Genomic DNA, 20,433 nt, shown 5'->3' on the forward strand with positions numbered 1-20,433 from the left:
CCAGAGGCTTTCTCACAGAAAGCTCTGCGGGTCCACGTCGATCTGCACCTGAACTGAGCCACGCGGGCGGGGCGCAGCAGCGACCATGGCGCGCAGGAACGCCTGGATCGGTGAGCGGCGTGTCCCGTGAACGAGCAGCCGGAACCGATGCCGGCCGCGCAGCACCGCCAGCGGCGCCTCGGCCGGGCCCAGAACCTCGATGTCGCCGTCCTCGGCCGCCGCCCGTCTGAGCGAGCGGGCATGCTCCTCTGCCTCCTTGCGGCTATTCGCCGAGACGATGACGCTGGCAAGTCGCCCGAAAGGCGGCAGACTCGTGCGTTCGCGTTCGGCGATCTCGCGCTCGTAGAAGCGGCTGGCGTCGCCGGACGCGATCGCCTGCATCACCGGGTGCTCCGGCTGGAATGTCTGGATCAGCCCGCGGCTGGCCCGGCCGCCGCTGCGGCCCGCACGGCCGGTCACCTGGTGCAAGAGCTGGAAGGTCCGTTCGGCGGCGCGCGGGTCGCCATTGGCGAGGCCGAGATCGGCGTCGATCGCGCCGACCAGCGTCATCATCGGAAAATGATGCCCCTTGGCGACCAACTGCGTGCCGATGACGATATCGGCCTCGCCGTCGGCGATGGCGTCGAGTTCGCGCCTGAGCCGCCTCGCGCCGCCGGGAAGGTCGGAGGAGAGCAGAATCGTCCGCGCCTCGGGAAAATCCGTCAGCATCTCCTCGGCGATTCGTTCCACGCCGGGGCCACAGGCGACGAGGTGATCGAGCGTGCCGCATTCCGGGCAAGCCTCGGGCCGGGGCACAGCGAAGCCGCAATGGTGGCATTGCAACTGGCCGCGCAGCCGGTGGTCGACCAGCCAGGTCGAGCAGTCCGGGCACTGGAAGCGGTGGCCACAGACCCGGCAGAGCGTCAGCGGCGCGTAGCCCCGCCGGTTGAGGAACAAGAGCGCCTGTTCGCCGCGCGCGATCGTGTCGGCGATCGCCCGTCCGAGCACCGGCGAGACGAAGCGCCCGCGCGGCGGCGGCGCGGCACGCATGTCGATCAGGGACAGATCTGGCATCGCGGCTTCGGCGAAGCGTCCTGCGAGCCGCACATGGCCGTAGCGCCCGGACGCGGCGTTGACCCGCGTTTCCACCGACGGCGTCGCCGATGCCAGGATCACCGGAAACCCACCGAGCGAGCCGCGCACCACCGCCATGTCGCGCGCGTGGTAGAAGGTGCGCTCCTCCTGCTTGTAGGCCGGGTCGTGCTCCTCGTCGACGATGATCAGCCCGAGGTTCTGGAACGGCAGGAACAGCGCCGAGCGCGCTCCGGCCACGACCTTCACCCGTCCTTCCACGACCTGCCGCCAGATCTTCTCGCGCTGGCGCGGGGCGACGTCCGAGTGCCATTCGGCCGGCGGCGCGCCGAAGCGTGCGTGGAAGCGGTCGATGAAGCTCTGGGTCAGCGCGATTTCGGGCAACAGGATCAGCACCTGTTGGCCCAGGTCCAGGGCGCGCGCCACCGCCTCGAAATAGACCTCCGTCTTGCCCGAGCCGGTGACGCCCTCGAGCAGCGTCGTGGAAAAGCCGCCCTTTGCCACGCTCGCGGCGAGACTGTCCGCCCCCGCGCGCTGGTCGGCGTTGAGTTCGGCCCGGCCGTAGCCCGTATCGGGCGCCGCCACCGCCGGCGGCGGCGGCAGGCGGACGCCGCGAAAACTGCCCTGTTTGATCAGCCCGTCGACCACCGACGGCGTCACCCCCGCCGCGTGGGCGAGCCCCGAGCGCGACCAGGCCGGCGCCTCGCCAGCCGCGGCTAGCACCCGCTCGCGCGCGACGGTCATGCGGTCCGGAGAAGCGCCGGTCGCTTCGATCCCCTCAATCCAGGCTTCCGGGTCGAACGCCGCCGGCGCCCTCAGCGCCATGCGCACCACAAGCCCCGGCGGCGACAGCGTGTAGTCGGCGACCCAGTCGACGAAGCGGCGCATCGTGGCGTCGAGCGGCGGGCAGTCGAAGGCGCGGGTGATCGGCCGGAGCTTCTTGGCGTCGACCCGGTCGGTCGCCCCGTCCCAGACGACACCGGCCACCTGCCGGGGGCCGAGCGGCACCTGCACGATCGACCCCGGCGCGACCTTCATCCCGTCCGGCACAGCATAGGAATAGGGCCGCTCGGCCGGTAGCGGGACGAGGACCGGCACGACGCGCGTTTCAAAGAGCTGGCCGGTCTGGGACAAAAGGGGGGCTCCGGGGGAGGGCAGGGACCGGATTTGGCCGCTTGCGAGGAGCGGAACCGAATCGCGCATGGATTGGCGAGTCTACGAAGTCGGGCGGATGGCCGAAAGCGATGGTGCGGTCTGGCGGCAGCCGCGGACCAGATTGCCCGATCCGCGGCCTTGAGGCAGGCGATGATGCGCAGGGCCTCCGCCGCATTCCATCAGCGGTATTTTGCGCTCCGTCCGCCGCAGTCTGAGTGCGCATCTGCCGTGGCGGCGAGGGATACGTTGATAGCATATGAAGCGCCAATAATGATGCTTGAAATATCAGTGTGCATTGTGTAGGTATCGATTGACCCATCCGAGCCTCGGCAGAATGATTCATGATCACGGCCTCACAACTGCGCGCCGCCCGGGCGCTTCTGGGCATCGATCAGAAGACATTGGCGGAACTGGCCGGCGTATCGGTGCCCACCATCCAGCGGATGGAGGCCAGTCAGGGCAATGTTCGCGGTGTCGTCGAGAGTCTGACGAAGGTCGTCGAGGCGCTCGACCGCGCCGGAATCGAGTTGATCGGCGAAAACGCCCAGAGTGTCTCGTCGGGCCGGGGGGTTCGGCTGAAGGTGCCGAAACCGCGAAGCTGAAACGAGCAACGAACGCGACGGCGACCGACGACTGATGCCGACGATCCCGCCGCCTTTTTCCAAGGCCGCCGGACATCATGGACATGAGACCCTCAATTCGGACCCCGACGTCCAACGCGAGCTTTGTCGCGCTCTTCACGCCCAAACTCATCACCGTCCTGCGCGAGGGATACGGCCTTACGCAGTTCCGATCCGATGCCATCGCCGGACTGACGGTGGCGATCGTCGCCCTGCCGTTGTCGATGGCGATCGCCATCGCGTCGGGCGCCTCGCCGGCGCAGGGGCTCTATACGGCGATCATCGGCGGCTTTCTGGTCTCGGCCCTCGGCGGCAGCCGCTTTCAGGTCGGCGGTCCCGCCGGCGCGTTCATCGTGCTGGTAGCCACGACCGTCCAACTGCATGGCATGGACGGGCTGCTCCTGGCCACGATCCTGTCCGGCGTGATGCTGATGGCGGTGGGCTTGCTGCGGTTCGGCACCTACATCAAGTTCATACCCTATCCGGTCACCGTCGGCTTCACGGCCGGCATAGCCGTGATCATCTTCGCCAGCCAGATCAAGGATCTTCTCGGTCTCACACTGGGCGACGAGCCCGGGCCACTACTGGAGAAACTGCCCGTCATCTGGGCCGGTCTGCCGAGCGTCAATGCTGCAGCGATCGCGCTGTCCGCCGCGACCATCCTTGTCATCACCGGCCTGAAACGCGCCCGCCCGCATTGGCCGGGGATGTTGATCGCGGTGGTCGCCGCCGCTGCCGCAACCGGTCTGTTGCATCTCCCGGTGTCGACGATCGGCACCGCCTTCGGAGGCATTCCCAGCACCTTGCCGCTGCCGTCATTGCCGGAATTCACGTTCGCCAAAATCCAGGCCGTGCTGCCGAGCGCCGTGGCGTTCACGCTCCTCGGCTCTATCGAATCCTTGCTGTCGGCTGTCGTCGCGGACGGAATGACCGGTCGCCGCCATCGATCGAACTGCGAATTGGTCGCGCAAGGCGTGGCCAACGTCGCCTCGGGCCTCTTCGGCGGTATTTGCGTCACCGGCACGATTGCCCGTACCGCCACCAATGTGCGCGCCGGCGCGCACGGACCTGTCGCGGGCATGCTGCATGCCGTCTTTCTTCTGCTCTTCATTCTGGTTGCCGCGCCGCTCGCCAGCTACATTCCTTTGGCCAGCCTTGCCGGCGTTCTTGCCGTCGTGGCCTGGAACATGATCGAAAAACATGCCTTCGCGACGCTGCTGCGGGCCTCGCGCGGCGATGCCGCAGTGCTCTTGGCGACCTTCCTTTTGACGATTTTCCGCGATCTGACGGAGGCGATCGTCGTCGGCTTCGCGCTCGGTTCGGTGCTGTTCATTCACCGCATGTCGAAAACGACGTCGATCGCCACACACGGACCGTTCGTCGCCGAGGACAGGGCCGATGACGCCAATGGCGGCCGCTCGCCTTACGACGAGACGGCGGCGATGGACCCCGACGTGGTCGTCTACCGGATCTCGGGGGCGTTCTTCTTCGGCGCGGCGGCATCGATCGGCTCGGTGCTGGACCGCATCGCCGACACGCATCGCGCCCTGATCATCGACTTCGCGGCGGTTCCGTTTCTCGATTCCACCGCGGCCAACACGCTGGAGGGGCTGGCCCACAAGGCCACCCGGCGGGGGGTGAAAGTGGTGCTGACCGGCACTTCGCACGAAATTCGCAAGGACCTCTTCCTGCACGGGATCAAGCCGCCGCTGGTGAGCTACGAGTCATCCATCGACAAGGCCGTGGCGACGGTTCGCCAGGGCGTGGGATGACCCGGTCGGTCGCCCTGTCCCGTATGATTTCGGCGACCTGCCGGCGGCCGAGCGGCACCTGCACGATCGAACCCGGCGCGACCTCCATCTGTCCGGCACAGCACAGGAATAGGGCCGCTCGGCCGGCAGACGGGCGTCATCGCTAAGTCATTGGTAAATGCAACTGCCGCATCGGAAGACAGTCGCCCGTGGTGTCGCGAGCGGCCGGACGGTCCGTGTTCCGCGCGGGTCTCCTGCCGCGCGGTTGCGCTTCTGATTACCCTATGTAAGGCTTAGACTTTACTTTGGGAGAATTTCATGGCGACGATCATCAGCACCGACCAGACGGCGACTTACAACATCACCACCAACGACACCTATGTCTTCCTTCAGGACGTCTCGGTGACGGCGCCCGGCACCGACACTGCGATCACTGTCACGGGTAGCGTCGACGCGACGATCCACGTCGCCGGCCTGCTCAGCGGCACTATTGGCGTAAGTCTCTACAGCGACAACGTGTTCAACCTTGCCGCCACTGGTACGATCGCCGCCGGTACCATCGGCGTCTATGCAGCCGGCGCTGGCAGTGCTGTCACCATCGCCGGCTCGATCTTTTCGGACTCCTTTGGCGTCTTTCTTCTCGGCGGGAACAATGTCGCCACCGTCAGCGGCACCGTAGCGGCGGCGAACTACGGAATACATCTCGCAGACGCGAACAACCGCGCCTCGATCACCGGCACCGTGACGAGCGATGATTACGGCATTTATGTCAACGGCGGATCGGGAAATGCGATTGACATCGGCGCCAGCGGCTATGTCCGCGGCGGCTCAAATGCGGACCATACCGCCGACTTGTCAGCCGCCGTCGGTTTTTTCGGCAGCGCTTCTGTAAATAGCCTGGTGAATGCCGGTACGATCGTCGCCGAGGCCAGCAATCTCACCGGCCGCCGCATCGCCGTGCTTGACGGTCGCATGGACGGCACCTCCTCGGGCGCCATCAGCGTCGTCAATACCGGCCTGATCGACGGCGACATCCTGCTCGGCGAGGGCAACGACGTCTATGACGGCTCCGGCACCGGCCGGGTCACCGGCATCGTCAGTGGCGGCGCCGGCACCGACACGCTGATCGGCGGCATCGCCAACGAAAACTTCTACGGCAACACCGGCGACGATTTGCTGGAGGGCGGCGCCGGCAACGACAATCTCGACGGCGGCTCCGGCGCCGACGCACTCCACGGTGGCGCCGGCTACGACTTTGCCTTTTACAGCCAGGCGGGGAGCGGCGTCACCGCCGATCTGTCCGGCCTCGTCGCCGGCACCGGCGAGGCCGCCGGCGACAGCTATCGCGGCATCGAGGGGCTGGTCGGCAGCCAGTTCTTCGACCAGCTCTCCGGCGACGGCGGCACCAACGTCCTCTATGGGCTCGGCGGCGCCGACTTCCTCTATGGCCGCGCCGGCGACGACTCGCTCTATGGCGGCGACGACAACGATGTCTTGTTCGGCGGCGAGGGCGGCGACCTGCTCGACGGCGGCGCCGGCATCGACACCGCCTCCTACGCCTTCGCCGCTGAAGGCGTCACCGTGTCGCTCGACGGCGGCGCCGGCACCGGCGAGGCGACCGGCGACGGCTTCGTCTCCATCGAGAACATCAATGGCAGCGAGTTCGCCGACAGCCTCACCGGCGACGGCACCGACAACATCCTCAACGGCCTCGGCGGCAATGACACCCTCAACGGCCTCGCCGGCGACGACACGCTCTATGGCGGCGACGATAACGACCTCCTGTTCGGCGGCGCCGGCGGCGACCTGCTCGACGGTGGCGCCGGCATCGACACCGCCTCCTACGCCTTCGCGGCGGCAGGCGTCACCGTGTCGCTCGCCGGCGGCGCCGGCACCGGCGAGGCGACCGGCGACGGCTTCGTCTCGATCGAGAACATCAATGGCAGTGAGTTCGCCGACAGCATCACCGGCGACGGCACCGACAACACCCTCAACGGTCTTGGCGGCGACGACACGCTCAACGGCGGGTCGGGCAATGACAGCCTCAATGGCGGCGACGGCCGGGACACGCTGATCGGCGCTGCCGGCGCTGACCATCTCGACGGCGGCGCCGGCTGGGACAGCGTCGATTACAGCGCCTCCGGCACGGCCGTGTGGGTCGACATTTCCAATACCAACGCCAGCACCGGCGGCGACGCACAGGGCGATACCTTCAACCTGATCAACAGCATCGTCGGCAGCGGCTTTTCCGACACGCTCTATGGCGACAGGTGGAGCAATACCATCCATGGCGGCGCCGGCGTCGATTTCATCGACGGCCGCGGCCTCAACGACATCATCTATGGAGGAGATGGTGCCGACTGGTTCATCTTCACCCCCGGCGCAGGCTCCGATACGCTGGCCGATTTCGTCGACAATTCCGACCGGATCGACCTGCGCAGCTTCGGCTTTTCCAGCGCCAACGATGCGCTCGCCTTCGCCACCGACACCGGCACCGGCGTGCGCTTCGACTTCACCGACGGCTCGCAGCTCGACGTCGCCAATGTCGCCAATGTCAGCGACCTGGAGAACGACATCATCTTCGCCTGAGGCGGAGAAAGCGGGACCTCCATGGCGCCGCACTCCGGCGAGCCGGAGCGATGGAACAGATCCCAGCGGATGTGATGCCCATTTGTAGAGGCTGCCTCAGGAGGGTCTCGCATCCGGCGCATGTCGCCTTGGCCGGTTACCATGACCGGCCGAGCGAGACCGGCCGGTCCGGCCGCGGAAGCTGGTTTCCGCCGCCTGTTTTTGCCGCCTGTGGTCGGTCGGTTTCGGCCGGTCGCCGTCGTGGCAACCACTTTCCCATATAGCGCCCGCCCGCCAATTCCTGCTAAAGACGCGGCAGATTGCGAACCGAACCCAACGAGGGCGCCATGAAATTCTTCGTCGACACCGCCGATATCGCCGAGATCAAGGAACTCGCCGACACGGGTCTCCTCGACGGCGTGACCACCAACCCGTCGCTGATCATGAAGGCGAACCGCCCGATGAAAGAGGTGGTCGCCGAGATCTGCGCCGCCGTCGACGGCCCGGTCTCGGCCGAGGTTACCGCCGTCGAAACCGACGCCATGATCCGCGAGGGTAAGATTCTGGCCGCCATCGCCGACAATGTCTGCATCAAGCTGCCGCTGACGCTGCCCGGCCTGAAGGCCTGCAAGGCGCTGACCGGCGAGGGCTTCCTGGTCAACGTCACCTTGTGCTTCTCGGCGGTGCAGGCGCTGCTCGCGGCCAAGGCCGGCGCGACCTTCATCTCGCCCTTCATCGGCCGGCTCGACGACATCAATATCGACGGCATGGGGCTGATCGCCGACATCCGCCGGATCTACGACAATTACGGCTTCGATACCGAGATCCTGGCGGCCTCGGTGCGCACCATGAACCACGTCCGCGAAGCAGCGCTGCTCGGCGCTGACGTTGCCACCGTGCCGCCGGCAACACTCAAGGGTCTGGTCAAGCATCCGCTCACCGACAAGGGCCTTGAGGCCTTCCTCGCCGATTGGAAGAAGACCGGCCAGACCATCGCCTGAGGGCGGGGCGGACCAATCGCTGCAACGAAAAAGGCGACCCACTGGGCCGCCTTTTTTTCTTGTCCGGATATGAGCCGGGGAACGCCTTATACCAACCTGCGGCGATAGGGACCTATTCGATGGCGCTGAACGGGCTTGTCCGGCCAGGAGCGCCGCGCGGGTCGATGCGGCGCATCGGGCAAGCTGTGCGACGCCGTCCGGCAAGCCCGTCCAGCCCACCGAAGGCCGGGCGCTCGCCGCGCCTGGATTCGTCGCGGGCCTGGCCCGATGCGCCGCATCGCGCGTCGTCCCGCTCCTCGCCACGCATCGGCGCCAAGGTGCGGAGAATGGCCGGTCGAATGGGTTCCTATCACCGCAGGTTGGTATTACCCCTGGAAATGGCTCTCCAGGAAATACAGCGACTTGTCGAGGCCGCGGCCAACCTCGGTCAACAGATCCTCGGTCAGCGCGTCGCCGGCCTCCGAGGCCTCCTCGATGCCTTTCTGTACCTCGTCGCTCCAGCGCGCGTAGGAATCGGCGAGTCGCTTCAGGTGATCTTCCGATTTCACCAAGTCGAGCGGGTAGGGCTCCAGCACCGAGTTCTCGACCGCCGCCTGAACCGTGCCGTGCGCCTGGCCGCCCATGCCGGTCAGCCGCTCGGCGATGTCGTCGACATAGGCCTCGGTCACCTCGTGCAGCTCGTCGAAAAGCTTGTGCACGGCGATGAAGTTCATGCCCTTGACGTTCCAGTGCGCCTGCTTCGTCTGGTAGGTGAGATCTACCGCCGAGCCGAGATGCTTCTGCAGAAGCTGGACCATCGATCCGCGGATGTTTTCCGACAGCGGGTTCTTGGTCGTGTGCAGCTTGGTTTTGCCGTTCTTGGCCATGATCGTCTCCTTCGTGTGGGGTGGCGTTGGCGCATCGGGCCGCGTGGGCGAACCCCGATGCCAAAACCGGTCGCCTGCATAATCGCCCTGAAGGCTAACGGTTCCGTTCGAAACGGGTTTTCGGCGACGATTCGGGACGGCATCGCGTCGCGGCGCATGGGAGTCCGGGCTTTCCTGAATGGGGTTGCGATCCACATGGCGGTTCCAGTGCGACCGCGCCCGGTACCGGCGCCCGCCTGAATTGCGATCAAGGAGATTTCCATGAAGACCATGCTCATCACCGGCGCCTCGACCGGCATCGGCGCAGCCACCGCCCGTCGCGCCGTCAAGGCCGGCTACCGCGTGGCGCTCGCCGCCCGCTCAAAAGACAAGCTCGAAGGGCTGGTCGCCGAACTCGGCGAGGACAAGTCGCTGGCGCTCGCCTGCGACGTCCAGGATTTCGCTGCCCAGCAGGCGATGGTCGCCGCCGTTCTCGGCCGCTTCGGTTCGCTCGACGCGGTCTTCGCCAATGCCGGGCTCGGCGCCAAGGGCACCGGCACCGCGGGCGGCGACGTCCACAATTGGCGCGAGATGGTGCTGACCAACGTCCTCGGCCTGATGTTCACGGTGAAGGCAAGCTACGAGGCGGTCGTCGCGGCCAAGGGGCATTATCTGCTGACCGGCTCGGTAGCCGGCCGGAAGGTGCTGCCGGGCTCTGTTTACGGCGCGACCAAATGGGCGGTAACCGGCTACGGCTACAATCTGCGCGAGGAAATGCGCGAGAAGGGCGTCAAGGTGACGCTGATCGAGCCCGGCATGGTCGACACGCCGTTCTTCGACGAGCCCAAGCCGAACGCACTGACCCCGGACGATATTGCCGGGGCCGTGCTCTATGCGCTGTCGCAGCCGGACAACGTCATGGCCGGCGAGATCTGGATCGAGCCGCTGATGCGCTGAGGGTGGGCGGCGCTACTTGGCGATTGCCGCGTCCGACAGCTTGTCGAGCGCCTTTTCCATCGCCTCCACAGGCTCGGCATCGTCGTCGATGCCGTAGCGCTCGGCAAGTTCCTCCGGCTCGAGATAGCCGACCATGGTCTGGCCGTCCTCGTCCCAGACCAGCATCTTCTGCGGCAGGTCGATCGCGATCCGGCGGCTCTCCTGCATCAGCGGCGTGCCGAGCTTCGGGTTGCCGAAGATGACCACCGTCGTCGCCGGCAGCTCCATGCCGGCCGATTGGGCATTGGCCTGATGGTCGAGGGTAGCGACAACCTTGGCGCCGGCCTTTTCGATCGCCGCCGTCAGCGCCGCGACCGTATCGGCGACGGATTTGGGCGATTGCTTGGTGACCCAGTCGTCCTCGGCATGGGCGAGGGTAGGAGCCAGGATGAGCGCGGCGCCGAACAGCGGCGCCAGGGCTTTGAAAGTCATAATCTCTCCCGTGTGAGGTTTCGAGTCCAACTGTCGGCGGGGCGGCGGGTTCCCTCCGCACCGCCCCTGCCGTCTCTCAGCTCATCGAATCCTTGATGCCCTCGAAGGCCTTGTCGCCCCAGACCTTGCGGATCGTGGCGTCGCGGCCGCAGGAGAAGCGGTAGTATTTATATTTCAGCGGGTTCTTCTTGTAATAATCCTGGTGGTAGCCCTCCGCCGGCCAGAAGGTCGGGGCGGTGTTGATCGGCGTCACGACTGTGCCGAGGTCCTGTTTCACCGCGGCCTTCGACGCCTTCGCGGTCTCGACCTGGGCGGCGTCGGTGGCGAAGATCGCGGTGGTATAGGAATGGCCGCGATCGCAGAACTGGCCGCCGGCGTCGGTCGGATCGACCGAGTGCCAGAACACCGTGAGCAGCTGGTCGTAGGACACCTTGGCGGGGTCGTAGGTGATCTTCACCGCTTCGACGTGACCGGGATGGTTCTGATAGGTCGGGTTCTGGTTGGTTCCGCCGATATAGCCCGACGTCGTGTCGAGCACACCCTGCACATGGTCGAAGTCGCTCTCCACGCACCAGAAGCAGCCGCCAGCGAAGATCGCCGTCGCACTCGTCTGGGCCGCGACCGGGCCGGGCGACAGCGTCAGCGCCATCAGCGCGCCGGCGGCCAGCGTGGCCAGGGCGAATGGGTTGCGTCGCATCGTCATCTCCTCAGTCTTCTGCCGAACGGGCATGCGTCGCGCCATCAAGGCCGGCGACGCGCGCCCGATCAACACAAGCTTCGGTGAAGTGAGCCGTTACCGGCCCCGACCTCAGCTTCTCGCGAGGCTCGGCGCTAACGGGGACCCGGTTGTCTGCCCCGCCCTTAAGCTTCGGGCTTACGCTCTCGCTGGCGGGGGCCCCTAGCCCCCGTCGGCCTGGAAGCCGGCGGCCTCGATGCCGGCGATGGCGGCGATCTCGTCATTGTCCGAGGTATCGCCGGTGATGCCGACAGCGCCGAGGATCGCGCCGCCCTGGCCCTTGACCAGCACGCCGCCCGGCACCGGCACCAGCGAGCCCTTGGCGAGAGCGTTCATCGCCTGGACGAAGGAGGGCTGCTCCTCGGCCCGCTTGAAGATCGCCCGCGAACCGATGCCGAGCGCGATGGCGCCATTGGCCTTGCCGATGGCGATGTCCGGGCGCATCCGCGACGACCCGTCCGAGCGCTCCAGCGCGACCAGCGCGCCGCCGGCATCGAGAACGGCGACGGTCAGTGGCTTGCAGCCGTTCGCGGCACCGGTTTTGAGCGCCTCGGCGATGATAATGCGGGCCTTGTCGAGGGTGATGGTCATGGTCGTCCTTGTTGTATGAGGTTGGCGGGTATTGATGTGGCACCGCCTTTAACCGATCCGGCTGGCGGCACAAAGCCGCCGCCGGGCACATTCCCGCCGCTGTCAGAACTTCCCTCACATCCACTTGATCGGCGGGTTTCGACGCAACCTCCCGCCGAACGGCCCGTTGTTAGCTGGAATCGCGAACGCTTCGCACAGCCGACGCTTCTTCGCGATCCATCCCCGAATTTGGAGGACTCCCCATGAACAAGCTTCTGACGACGACTGCCGCCACGCTTCTCGCGCTCGGAACGACCGCCTTTGCCGACAACATGATCGACACCGCCAACGTCAAGGTCGAGGGCAAGGCCATCACCTTCGCCAGCGTCGGCGCCGACAATGGCGGCTATCTGGTCATTCACGAGGTCAAGGACGGCGCGCCGGTGGTTCCGGGCTCGATCGGCCACGTCGCCCTCAAGCCCGGTCACAACGAGTCGGTGACGGTCGAGACGGACGTCGAACTGGCCGCCGACGGCGCCTACATGGCGATGCTGCACGACGAGACCAACGGCAACGACACCTATGATTTCGGCGACGGCGCGACCGACGTCGACACCCCGACGATGATGGAAGGCAAGCCCGTCGTGATGCCGTTCATGGCGACGATGATGATGGACGGCGGCATGAAGGCCGACGGCGCGATGGATTCGAACATGTCCGGCGCCAGCACCGCGACGAGCGGCGAGCCGGGCGCCAAGACCGACGAAGTTACCACCCCGTCCGGTGGCGTGGTCCCCGGCCAGACGCCGAACTAAGCCGGTCCCCGCCAGCAAATGACGACAAGCCGTCCCGCCTCGCGCGGGGCGGCTTTCTTCGTGCAGTGACGCGTGGCGCACGGCGGAACCATTCCCCGGGTTCGCAGCGTTTATCCCGAAGAGCTCCATCCCCCTCGAGGAGATCGTGATGTCCCGTTTTTCCACCGCCATTCTCGCCGCGCTGCTCGCGCTCCCCGCCGCGCCGGTCCTGGCGCAGCAGACCGTCGGCGTCGCCCTGTCGAACCGCGAGAAGCGCGTCGCCGTGCCGGTGCGTCTGCCGGACGGGCGCATGGTTCTGCGCACCCGCAACAGTGGCGTGCCCTGGCTCTACGGCGTCGGCAGCGCCTACGGCAAGGCATCCGGCCTACCGCTGATCGGCGGCGTCACGCCATCGATCATCGCCTCGACGCCGTCCGGCGGCCTGGTTCCGGGGCAGGAGCCAGAGTAATCACCCCCGACAGCCCGCTTCGGCGGTGTCGCCTCGCAATCGCCCGCTTGGCGGCGGAGGATGCCTCCGCCAACGCAAAAAGGCCTGCCCGATGAAATTTCTCCCCGCGGTTCTTCTCCTCGCCCTGACCTTCAGCGCCTGCGCCCAGACCCCGGACGGCGTGAAAAGCGCCAGTTGGAGCCGCCAAGCCGAACTGATGGACGGCGCGGTACCGCGCTAGACGGGACGCCACACGCGGTAAGCTTGGCGACGCCAGAACCGCGCGGTTGGTCAGTTGCCAAGTGGGCTTCACATGCTTCGCAGAACAGCGTGGGCAAGTCGGACCTTCCGCCGCGCGCTGAGGGCGGGCGACGATCAACGCCACCCCGCAATTCAAGCGGAAACGATTGCGGGCAAGATGCTGCATGGTGCAAATGAGGCAACGCATCGATAACGGCTTCGATGCGGCGGCGGTGACATGCTGCGGGGGCAGGGGATCGCTATCGATGCGCCCTGCCGATATCGCGAAGACGCTCACGCCGCGCGCCGTCAAAACCGCTGGACGACGACCGGAGTAAGCACCGACTCGCCTCATCCGCCAATTTGGCGACGTTGCCTGATTGTGACCGCAATGAATCCATTTCGGGGCTGGTATGGGCCAAACAGGTGCGCCGCATGAGGCTTTAGTCGTATCCGGATCGCCCTGTCGCTCCTTGCCAAGCAGGGGTGCGTCCATGATAGTAGCCGAGGCCGCCGGGAGGGATCGGTTTGCCACAATGCATCGGCTTGTGTGTGAACCATGGTTCCGCAAGACCGGGCGCGAATTTTAAGGGAGGAATTACGTGACAGATATTCAATCCAAGGCCGTCAACCGCCGCTCGTTTCTGAAGAAGAGCGTGATCGGTGGTGGAGCGGCAGCCGCGGCGACCGCGCTCGCGACGCCGGCCGTACTGGCCCAGTCGCCGCTGGTCGTGAAGATGCAGACGTCCTGGCCGGCATCCGACATCTGGATGGACATGGCCAAGCAGTATGTCGACCGCGTCGAGTCAATGTCCGGCGGCCGGATCAAGATCGATCTTCTCCCCGCCGGCGCCGTCGTCGCGGCGTTCCAGGTGATGGACGCGGTCAATGACGGCGTGCTGGACGCGGCGCATTCGGTGTCGGCTTACTGGTACGGCAAGAACAAGGCGGCTTCGCTGTTCGGCACCGGACCGGTGTTCGGCGGCAATCCGACCACCATGCTGTCGTGGTTCTATCAGGGTGGCGGGCGCGAGCTTTATCGAGAGCTGACCCAGGACACGATGGGACTCAACGTCGTCGGCCTGCTCGGCTTCCCGATGCCGGCCCAGCCGTTTGGCTGGTTCAAGGAGCCGGTCAACAGCGTCGCCGATATCAAGGGCTTCAAGTACCGGACCGTCGGCCTTGCCGCCGATCTGATGCAGTCCATGGGAATGAGCGTCGCGCAGCTTCCGGGCGGCGAGATCGTGCCGGCGATGGAGCGCGGCGTGATCGACGCGTTCGAGTTCAACAATCCGTCGTCCGACATGCGGTTCGGCGCGCAGGACGTGGCAAAGAACTACTATCTCGGTTCTTACCATCAGGCGAGTGAGGCCTTCGAATTCCTGTTCAACAAGGACTTCATGGACGATCTCGACGAGGATCTGCGGGCGATCATGGAATATAGCGTCGAGGCGGCATCGACAGCCAACACGGCTTATGCGCTCGACAATTATTCCTCCGATCTGCAGAAGTTGCAGGACGAGAGCGGTGTGACCGTGCGCCAGACGCCGCAGGAAATCCTGCAGGCGGAACTGGAAGCCTGGAGCACCATGATCGTTGATCTGGAGGCCGATCCCTTCATCAAGAAGGTGCTCGACAGCCAGCGCGCCTGGGTCGAGCGGGTGACCTATTACGAGCTCCTGAACGCACCGGACTATCGCTTGGCGTACGAGCACTTCTTCCCGGGCAAACTGCCGAGCTGATACCCCGGCACAGAACAATCCAATGCCCGGCGGTCGATTTCCGCCGGGCCTTTCTGTAACCGGATCGGGAATCCATGGTCGCTTTCATTCGCTTCGCGGACTCACTGTCGGCAGCATTCGGCAAGGCCTTCGCCTGGCTGATCATCCTGATGACGTTCGGCACGAGCTACGAAGTGTTCGTGCGCTACGTCCTGAACGATCCGACGCCCTGGGCGTTCGACGTTTCCTTCATCATGTACGGAACGCTGTTCATGATGGGCGGAGCCTATACGCTGTCACGGGGCGGCCATGTGCGCGGCGACTTCCTTTATCGGCTCTGGAAGCCGAAGACGCAGGCGACCGTCGACCTCGTCCTCTATCTCATTTTCTTTTTTCCCGGGGTCACGGCGCTGATCGTCACCGGCTGGAAATACGCGGCCCGCTCCGTCGGTTACGGCGAGGTCAGTGTGAACAGCCCGGCCGGCATCCCGATCTTCCAGTTCAAAGCGGTCATGGTCGCGGCCGGTATCCTCCTCTTCATTCAGGGCATCGCCGAGATCTTCCGCTGTATCCAGTGCATTCGCACCGGATATTGGATGCGCGCCCATGAGGACGTCCAGGAGACCGAGGACGCGATCCTGAACAAAGCCACTGCCGCCGAAAGCGACGCCCATCCATGACCGATCCCCAACTCGCCCTCACGATGCTGGGGCTGTTCATTTTCCTAGTCTTCCTCGGATTTCCGATCGCCTTCACGCTGATGGCGATGGGTATCGGCTTCGGTTACTACGCTTATTTCGACGCCGACCGTATGTGGCGCAGCTTCAATCGTCTCGATGACCTCGCCGGCACATGGGACAGTCTAAGCCTTTGGGTGGACGGGTTCTTCAACAACCGCATCTTCGACCTCTTCATCAACCAGACCTACACGGTGATGAGCAACGAGGTTCTGACCGCAGTCCCGCTGTTCCTCTTCATGGGCTATGTCGTCGAGCGGGCCAATATCGTCGAGAGGCTCTTCACCACCCTGAACATCGCCTCCAAGAATGTTCCCGGCTCGCTCGGCGTTGCCGCCCTGATCACCTGCGCCCTGTTTGCCACGGCCACCGGCATTGTTGGCGCAGTTGTGACGTTGATGGGACTGCTGGCGCTGCCGGCCATGTTGAAGGCGCGCTACGACACGTCGTTCGCCGCGGGCATCATCTGCGCCGGCGGAACGCTCGGCATCCTGATCCCGCCCTCGATCATGCTGATCGTCTACGCGGCGGCCTCCGGCACCTCGATCGTCCGGCTCTATGCCGGTGCGTTGCTCCCCGGCTTCCTGTTGGTCGGTCTCTACCTCGTCTACGTCGTTGGCCGGTCCATCGTGCAGCCCTCGGTGGCGCCGAAACCAACCGACGAGGAAGTTCCCCACGTTCCGGCCCTGCGGCTGATCGTCATGATTGTGACGTCCTTCCTGCCGCTGGCCGTCCTGATTCTCTCCGTCCTCGGCTCGATCCTGTTCGGGCTTGCCACCCCGACGGAAGCCGCGGCCATCGGTGCGCTCGGCGGCTTGCTGCTTGCCGTTTCCTACCGCGCCCTGACCTTTCAGAGACTGCGGGAGTCGGTCTATCTCACGGTCCGTACAACCGCGATGGTGTGCTGGCTCTTCGTCGGCTCCTACACCTTCTCCTCGGTCTTTTCCTATCTTGGCGGTGAGACGGTCATTTCGGAATTCGTCCGTGGGTTGGATCTGTCGCCGCTGGAGTTCCTCCTGCTGGCGCAGTTGATCATCTTCCTGCTCGGCTGGCCGCTCGAATGGTCGGAGATCATCATCATCTTCGTGCCGATTTTCCTGCCGCTGCTGGAAATGTTCGGGATCGATCCGCTCTTCTTCGGCATCCTGGTGGCGCTGAACCTCCAGACGTCGTTCCTCACACCTCCGATGGCGATGAGCGCCTATTACCTGAAGGGGATCGCCCCGCCGGAGGTGAAGTTGACGCAAATCTTCGCCGGCATCATGCCGTTCCTCTTCATGGTCTTCCTGTCGATGGCGGTCGTCTACATCTTCCCGCAGATCGTCTTTTATCTGCCGGACGCCATTTATGGCAATTGATCCAAGGCTGCTCGCGCTGCCGGTTGCTGAACTCGCAAGCCGTCTGGCAAGCGGGGCGCTACGCACATCCGACTTGGCGGAGGCTTCGCTCATGCGGATCGCGGAGCGCGAGGAGGCGGTGGGTGCTTTCGCGTGGTTCGACGCCGAGTTCGTGCGCCGGCAGGCAAGGATCCTCGACGAATGGCGGGGCAGGGGGCGGGCCCTGGGGCCTCTCCATGGCGTGCCTGTCGCCGTCGCGGATACGATCGACACGGCCCGCGTCCCCACCCGCAATGGCACGTCCGCCGACGCGGAACGCGTACCCGAAGCCGACGCCGCCATCATGGAGCGGCTGCGCGCGGCCGGCGCCTTGCTGATCGGCAAGACGGAGACGGCCGAGCTCGGCTATCGCCATCCGCCGAGAACGCGCAACCCGGTCAACAAGGCACACACGCCGGGCGTCGCCTCGTCCGGCTCGGCGGCGGCCGTCGCTGCGGGCATGGTGCCGCTCGCGGTCGGCGTCGAGGGTGGCGGATCGGTCATCGGCCCGGCCGCCTATTGCGGTTCGGTCGGTTACAAGCCGAGCTTCGGCTCGATAGCGCGACGCGGCACGCTAGCCCTTGCTCCCAGTCTCGATACGCCCGGCGTATTCGCCGCTGATGTCGAGGGCGCGGCGATGCTCGCCGAGGCGCTGTTTGGATATGATGCCACCGATCCCGCGACATCGCATGCGCCGCATCCACGTCTTCTCGACGCGGCGCGCTCCGCGCCGCCGGTCAAGCCGACCTTCGCCTTGGTGCGCACGCCCTTCTGGGATCAGGCGAGCGCCGATATGCAGGGCGCGCTCGGCGAACTGGCCGAGCATCTCGCCGAGCGCTGCTTCGAGGCCGAGCTGCCGACGATTTTCGCCGAATGCGAGGTTCATTGCGCGCGCGTCCTTGAGGCTGAAATGGCTCGCAGCCTCGTCGGCTACGGTCAGCGTCACGGCGCGCTTCTCAGCGCGCCATTGCGCGAGACATTGGAGCGCGGCGGGGCCATCCTGGCACGCGACTATCTCGCGGCGAAGGACTGGCAGAGCGTCTACAGAGCCGGGATTATGGCGGTTCTGGACCGATGCGACGCGATTCTGACGCCTGCGGCGCCAGGACCGGCGCCCGAAGGGCTCGACAATGTCGGCTCACCGGTTTTCAATCGTCTCTGGACATTCGCCGGGCTGCCGACGATCACGCTGCCGCTGTTGGAGGCGGAGAACGGCCTTCCGATGGGAGTTCAACTGGTTGGACGCCTGGGGGAAGATGCACGTTTGCTGCGCGCGGCGCGTTGGCTGGAACAGACGATACTCAAAGGAGGAACGCCCGAATGACCCTGACCGAACGTTTGATGAGCGTTGTGGCTTTCGCGCTGTTCGTATTCTTCCTTGGAGTGCTGATTGTCTACGTTCCCCGCGTCGACCTGGGTGTGGTGCTTTTGGTGACCATCCTGCTTTGCGCCTACGACCTGTTCTGGCACAAGACGCCTGCGCGCGACTGAAGCACGGGGCTTGAAGCACCGACCGAAGACGGCCTTATTCCCGGAGTAACTCTACGAGATCGCACCGGGCTGACCCGGTGCCGGAACCTGCCGTGCTCCGCTTCCGTCTCGGCTGGATTTGCGAATTATCCTCGTATCTCGCTATAGGCCGCCAGCGCGCGCTCGCGCGCCGCTTTGTGGTCGATGATCGGCCTCGGATAGGTTTCTCCGAGCCGGACTCCCGCCTTTGCGAGGGTTTCGTCGGACGCGTTCCAAGGCGCGTGGATCGCCTTGTCCGGCAGTTCGGCGAGTTCCGGCGCGAACCGGCGGATATAGGTGCCGGCGGGATCGAATTTCTCGCTCTGGGTGACGGGATTGAAGACGCGGAAGAACGGCTGCGCGTCGGCGCCGGAGCCGGCCACCCACTGCCATTGCGCGGGGTTCGAGGCCGCATCGCCGTCGACCAGCGTATCCCAGAACCAGCGCTCGCCGTCGCGCCAGTCGAGCAAGAGGTCCTTGGTCAGGAACGAACCGACGATCATCCGCACCCGGTTGTGCATCCACCCCGTCTGCCAGAGCTGGCGCATGCCGGCATCGACGATGGGGTAGCCCGTCAGGCCCCGTTGCCATGCCCGTAGATCCGCGTCCGAACGTCGCCACGGGAACGCATCGAAGCGCTTGTTGATGTTCGTCGTGGTGAGGTTGTCGCAGTGATGGAGCAGGTGGGCATTGAAGTCGCGCCAGACCAACTCCTTCTTGAACGTGCGGATCGCATCGTCCGGGATCGATTGGCGGCGTGACGCATAGGTCTGGACCGTGTGCCAGATTCGGTAGGGCGAGATTTCGCCCCAGCGAAGATGCGGCGACAGACCGGATGTGCGATCCGCGGAGGGATTGTCGCGCGCTTCATGATAGCCGGCGAGATCATCGTTGCAGAACGTCTCCAGGCGTTCCAGCGCGGCTTTCTCGCCGGGCGTCCATGCCTCGGCGATGTCCCCCGACCAGTCTGGCTTCGTCGGCAGAAGCGCCCAGTCGGCGAGATTGTCCGATCGCGGAAAATCCTCCGGTTGCTTGAAACCGGCCGGCGCGTCGATCGGATCGCGTGGCTCGGATGCCGAGAGCTTCTTCCAGAACGGCGTATAGACCTTGTAATAGCCGCCGGTGGTCGTCTGGACCTCGTCCGGCTCGTGCAGGATGTTGGCGGTGAAGCGGCGGACATCGAACGCCGCGCCCAAAGCCTCCGCGATCCTGTCGTCGACAGCGCGTCCGGCCGGGTCGTAGCGACGGTTGAAATAAAGCGCTGTTGCGCCGACCGCCGCGATGATGTCGAGGAGCTCACCCTTTGCCGCGCCGCGCCGGAGCGTCAGCTCGGTGCCCTTGCCGCGCAGACTGCGAGCGAGAGCGTCCAGGCTGTGATGCAGCCACCATTGGTGAGCGCCACCGAGCGCGCGGATGCCGTCCGATGTCTCGTCGAGCACATAGAGCGGCACCACGGGCCGACCGGTGTCGGCCGCCGCGGCGAGCGCCGGATTGTCGTCGAGGCGCAGATCGTCGCGCATCCAGACGACGATCGGATCGCTGTGGGCTTTCGAGCTGTTGTCGTTCATGCAGGCGTCCCATCGTTGCCGATGGCCGATAGCTGGCGCGGCATGGCCTCGCGGCGAGGCGGATGCGACGAAATCGCAAGAGGCCGACGGATCAGACGACGCCGAAAAAAGAAGGTCGCCGGTGCGACACCGGCGACCTTCTTGAAAACTGGCTCCCCGAGCAAAATACAATCCCTTGTTTTTGCTGCTTTTATCGCAACCTAATGTGCCTTGCTCCTAACATTTCCGGTGGTTTAGTCGGGCACTCATGGCTATATGGTCGGCTGTAGCAACCACCTTCGGGTAGGGGCGGCGG

General features: G+C 65.4%; 19 protein-coding genes. 13 read left to right on the top strand and 6 right to left on the bottom strand.

Translation table 11 applies throughout. The annotated features are described in order from the left end of the window. Window positions 1-12: 12 nt before the first annotated feature. Complete coding sequence (locus VQ045_RS15200) at window positions 13-2,274, bottom strand: primosomal protein N' (RefSeq protein ID WP_442879880.1); 2,262 nt, start codon at window positions 2,272-2,274, stop codon at window positions 13-15. A gap of 293 nt (window positions 2,275-2,567) precedes the next feature. On the opposite strand from VQ045_RS15200, the gene VQ045_RS15205 reads away from it, so the two are divergent. The 4 genes from VQ045_RS15205 to fsa all read left to right on the top strand — a co-directional run bounded on the left by VQ045_RS15205 (window position 2,568) and on the right by fsa (window position 8,166). Then, a complete protein-coding gene (locus tag VQ045_RS15205) occupies window positions 2,568-2,828 on the top strand; it encodes a helix-turn-helix domain-containing protein (RefSeq protein WP_331830689.1) in 261 nt (86 codons plus the stop codon). An 83-nt stretch (window positions 2,829-2,911) separates the two neighbouring features. Next, window positions 2,912-4,618 carry a SulP family inorganic anion transporter gene (locus VQ045_RS15210; protein ID WP_331830690.1) on the top strand — a complete coding sequence of 569 codons (1,707 nt, stop codon included), beginning with the start codon at window positions 2,912-2,914 and terminating at the stop codon, window positions 4,616-4,618. A 297-nt stretch (window positions 4,619-4,915) separates the two neighbouring features. Then, window positions 4,916-7,186: a beta strand repeat-containing protein gene (locus tag VQ045_RS15215; RefSeq protein ID WP_331830691.1), complete on the top strand. Its 2,271-nt coding sequence runs from the start codon at window positions 4,916-4,918 to the stop codon at window positions 7,184-7,186. A gap of 326 nt (window positions 7,187-7,512) precedes the next feature. After that, complete coding sequence (gene fsa / locus VQ045_RS15220; RefSeq protein ID WP_331830692.1) at window positions 7,513-8,166, top strand: fructose-6-phosphate aldolase; 654 nt, start codon at window positions 7,513-7,515, stop codon at window positions 8,164-8,166. A gap of 365 nt (window positions 8,167-8,531) precedes the next feature. Here fsa and dps read toward each other — a convergent pair whose 3' ends face one another. Beyond that, window positions 8,532-9,032: a DNA starvation/stationary phase protection protein Dps gene (gene dps, locus VQ045_RS15225; RefSeq protein ID WP_331830693.1), complete on the bottom strand. Its 501-nt coding sequence runs from the start codon at window positions 9,030-9,032 to the stop codon at window positions 8,532-8,534. Window positions 9,033-9,293: 261 nt separating this feature from the next. Here dps and VQ045_RS15230 point away from each other — a divergent pair, with 261 nt between their 5' ends. Then, entirely contained in the window at window positions 9,294-9,968 is a 675-nt protein-coding gene (locus tag VQ045_RS15230; RefSeq protein WP_331830694.1) for an SDR family oxidoreductase, read from the top strand. Between the two features lie 12 nt (window positions 9,969-9,980). Here VQ045_RS15230 and VQ045_RS15235 read toward each other — a convergent pair whose 3' ends face one another. The 3 genes from VQ045_RS15235 to VQ045_RS15245 form a co-directional block, all read right to left on the bottom strand. Further along, complete coding sequence (locus VQ045_RS15235; RefSeq protein ID WP_331830695.1) at window positions 9,981-10,439, bottom strand: DUF302 domain-containing protein; 459 nt, start codon at window positions 10,437-10,439, stop codon at window positions 9,981-9,983. 76 nt (window positions 10,440-10,515) lie between these two features. Continuing rightward, window positions 10,516-11,136 carry a peptide-methionine (S)-S-oxide reductase MsrA gene (msrA, locus tag VQ045_RS15240; RefSeq protein WP_442873051.1) on the bottom strand — a complete coding sequence of 207 codons (621 nt, stop codon included), beginning with the start codon at window positions 11,134-11,136 and terminating at the stop codon, window positions 10,516-10,518. Window positions 11,137-11,337: 201 nt separating this feature from the next. Next, a complete protein-coding gene (locus VQ045_RS15245) occupies window positions 11,338-11,766 on the bottom strand; it encodes a GlcG/HbpS family heme-binding protein (RefSeq protein WP_327622947.1) in 429 nt (142 codons plus the stop codon). 242 nt (window positions 11,767-12,008) lie between these two features. On the opposite strand from VQ045_RS15245, the gene VQ045_RS15250 reads away from it, so the two are divergent. The 8 genes from VQ045_RS15250 (at window position 12,009) to VQ045_RS15285 (ending at window position 18,552) form a co-directional block, all read left to right on the top strand. Beyond that, window positions 12,009-12,560 carry a DUF7282 domain-containing protein gene (locus VQ045_RS15250; protein WP_331830696.1) on the top strand — a complete coding sequence of 184 codons (552 nt, stop codon included), beginning with the start codon at window positions 12,009-12,011 and terminating at the stop codon, window positions 12,558-12,560. A gap of 148 nt (window positions 12,561-12,708) precedes the next feature. Then, window positions 12,709-13,008, top strand: a complete 300-nt coding sequence (locus VQ045_RS15255) for a hypothetical protein (RefSeq protein WP_331830697.1) — start codon at window positions 12,709-12,711, stop codon at window positions 13,006-13,008. A gap of 91 nt (window positions 13,009-13,099) precedes the next feature. Continuing rightward, complete coding sequence (locus VQ045_RS15260; protein WP_327645825.1) at window positions 13,100-13,228, top strand: hypothetical protein; 129 nt, start codon at window positions 13,100-13,102, stop codon at window positions 13,226-13,228. A gap of 610 nt (window positions 13,229-13,838) precedes the next feature. Continuing rightward, complete coding sequence (locus VQ045_RS15265) at window positions 13,839-14,969, top strand: TRAP transporter substrate-binding protein (RefSeq protein WP_442873054.1); 1,131 nt, start codon at window positions 13,839-13,841, stop codon at window positions 14,967-14,969. A gap of 74 nt (window positions 14,970-15,043) precedes the next feature. Further along, window positions 15,044-15,628 carry a TRAP transporter small permease subunit gene (locus VQ045_RS15270; protein ID WP_327645824.1) on the top strand — a complete coding sequence of 195 codons (585 nt, stop codon included), beginning with the start codon at window positions 15,044-15,046 and terminating at the stop codon, window positions 15,626-15,628. Further along, a complete protein-coding gene (locus tag VQ045_RS15275; protein ID WP_331830698.1) occupies window positions 15,625-17,043 on the top strand; it encodes a TRAP transporter large permease in 1,419 nt (472 codons plus the stop codon). Before VQ045_RS15270 ends, VQ045_RS15275 begins: the two co-directional genes overlap by 4 nt. Then, window positions 17,033-18,385 carry an amidase gene (locus VQ045_RS15280; protein WP_331830699.1) on the top strand — a complete coding sequence of 451 codons (1,353 nt, stop codon included), beginning with the start codon at window positions 17,033-17,035 and terminating at the stop codon, window positions 18,383-18,385. Before VQ045_RS15275 ends, VQ045_RS15280 begins: the two co-directional genes overlap by 11 nt. Beyond that, entirely contained in the window at window positions 18,382-18,552 is a 171-nt protein-coding gene (locus VQ045_RS15285) for a hypothetical protein (protein WP_331830700.1), read from the top strand. The genes VQ045_RS15280 and VQ045_RS15285 overlap by 4 nt, the downstream gene beginning before the upstream one ends. 125 nt (window positions 18,553-18,677) lie before the next feature. Here the strand turns inward: VQ045_RS15285 and VQ045_RS15290 are convergent, their stop codons facing one another. After that, window positions 18,678-20,138, bottom strand: coding sequence for a cryptochrome/photolyase family protein (locus tag VQ045_RS15290; protein WP_331830701.1), 1,461 nt, complete (start codon window positions 20,136-20,138; stop codon window positions 18,678-18,680). Between the last annotated feature and the right edge of the window lie 295 nt (window positions 20,139-20,433).

This window comes from Aurantimonas sp. E1-2-R+4 (assembly GCF_036549515.1).
In the GTDB taxonomy this organism is placed as follows: Bacteria; Pseudomonadota; Alphaproteobacteria; order Rhizobiales; family Rhizobiaceae; genus Aurantimonas; species Aurantimonas coralicida_A.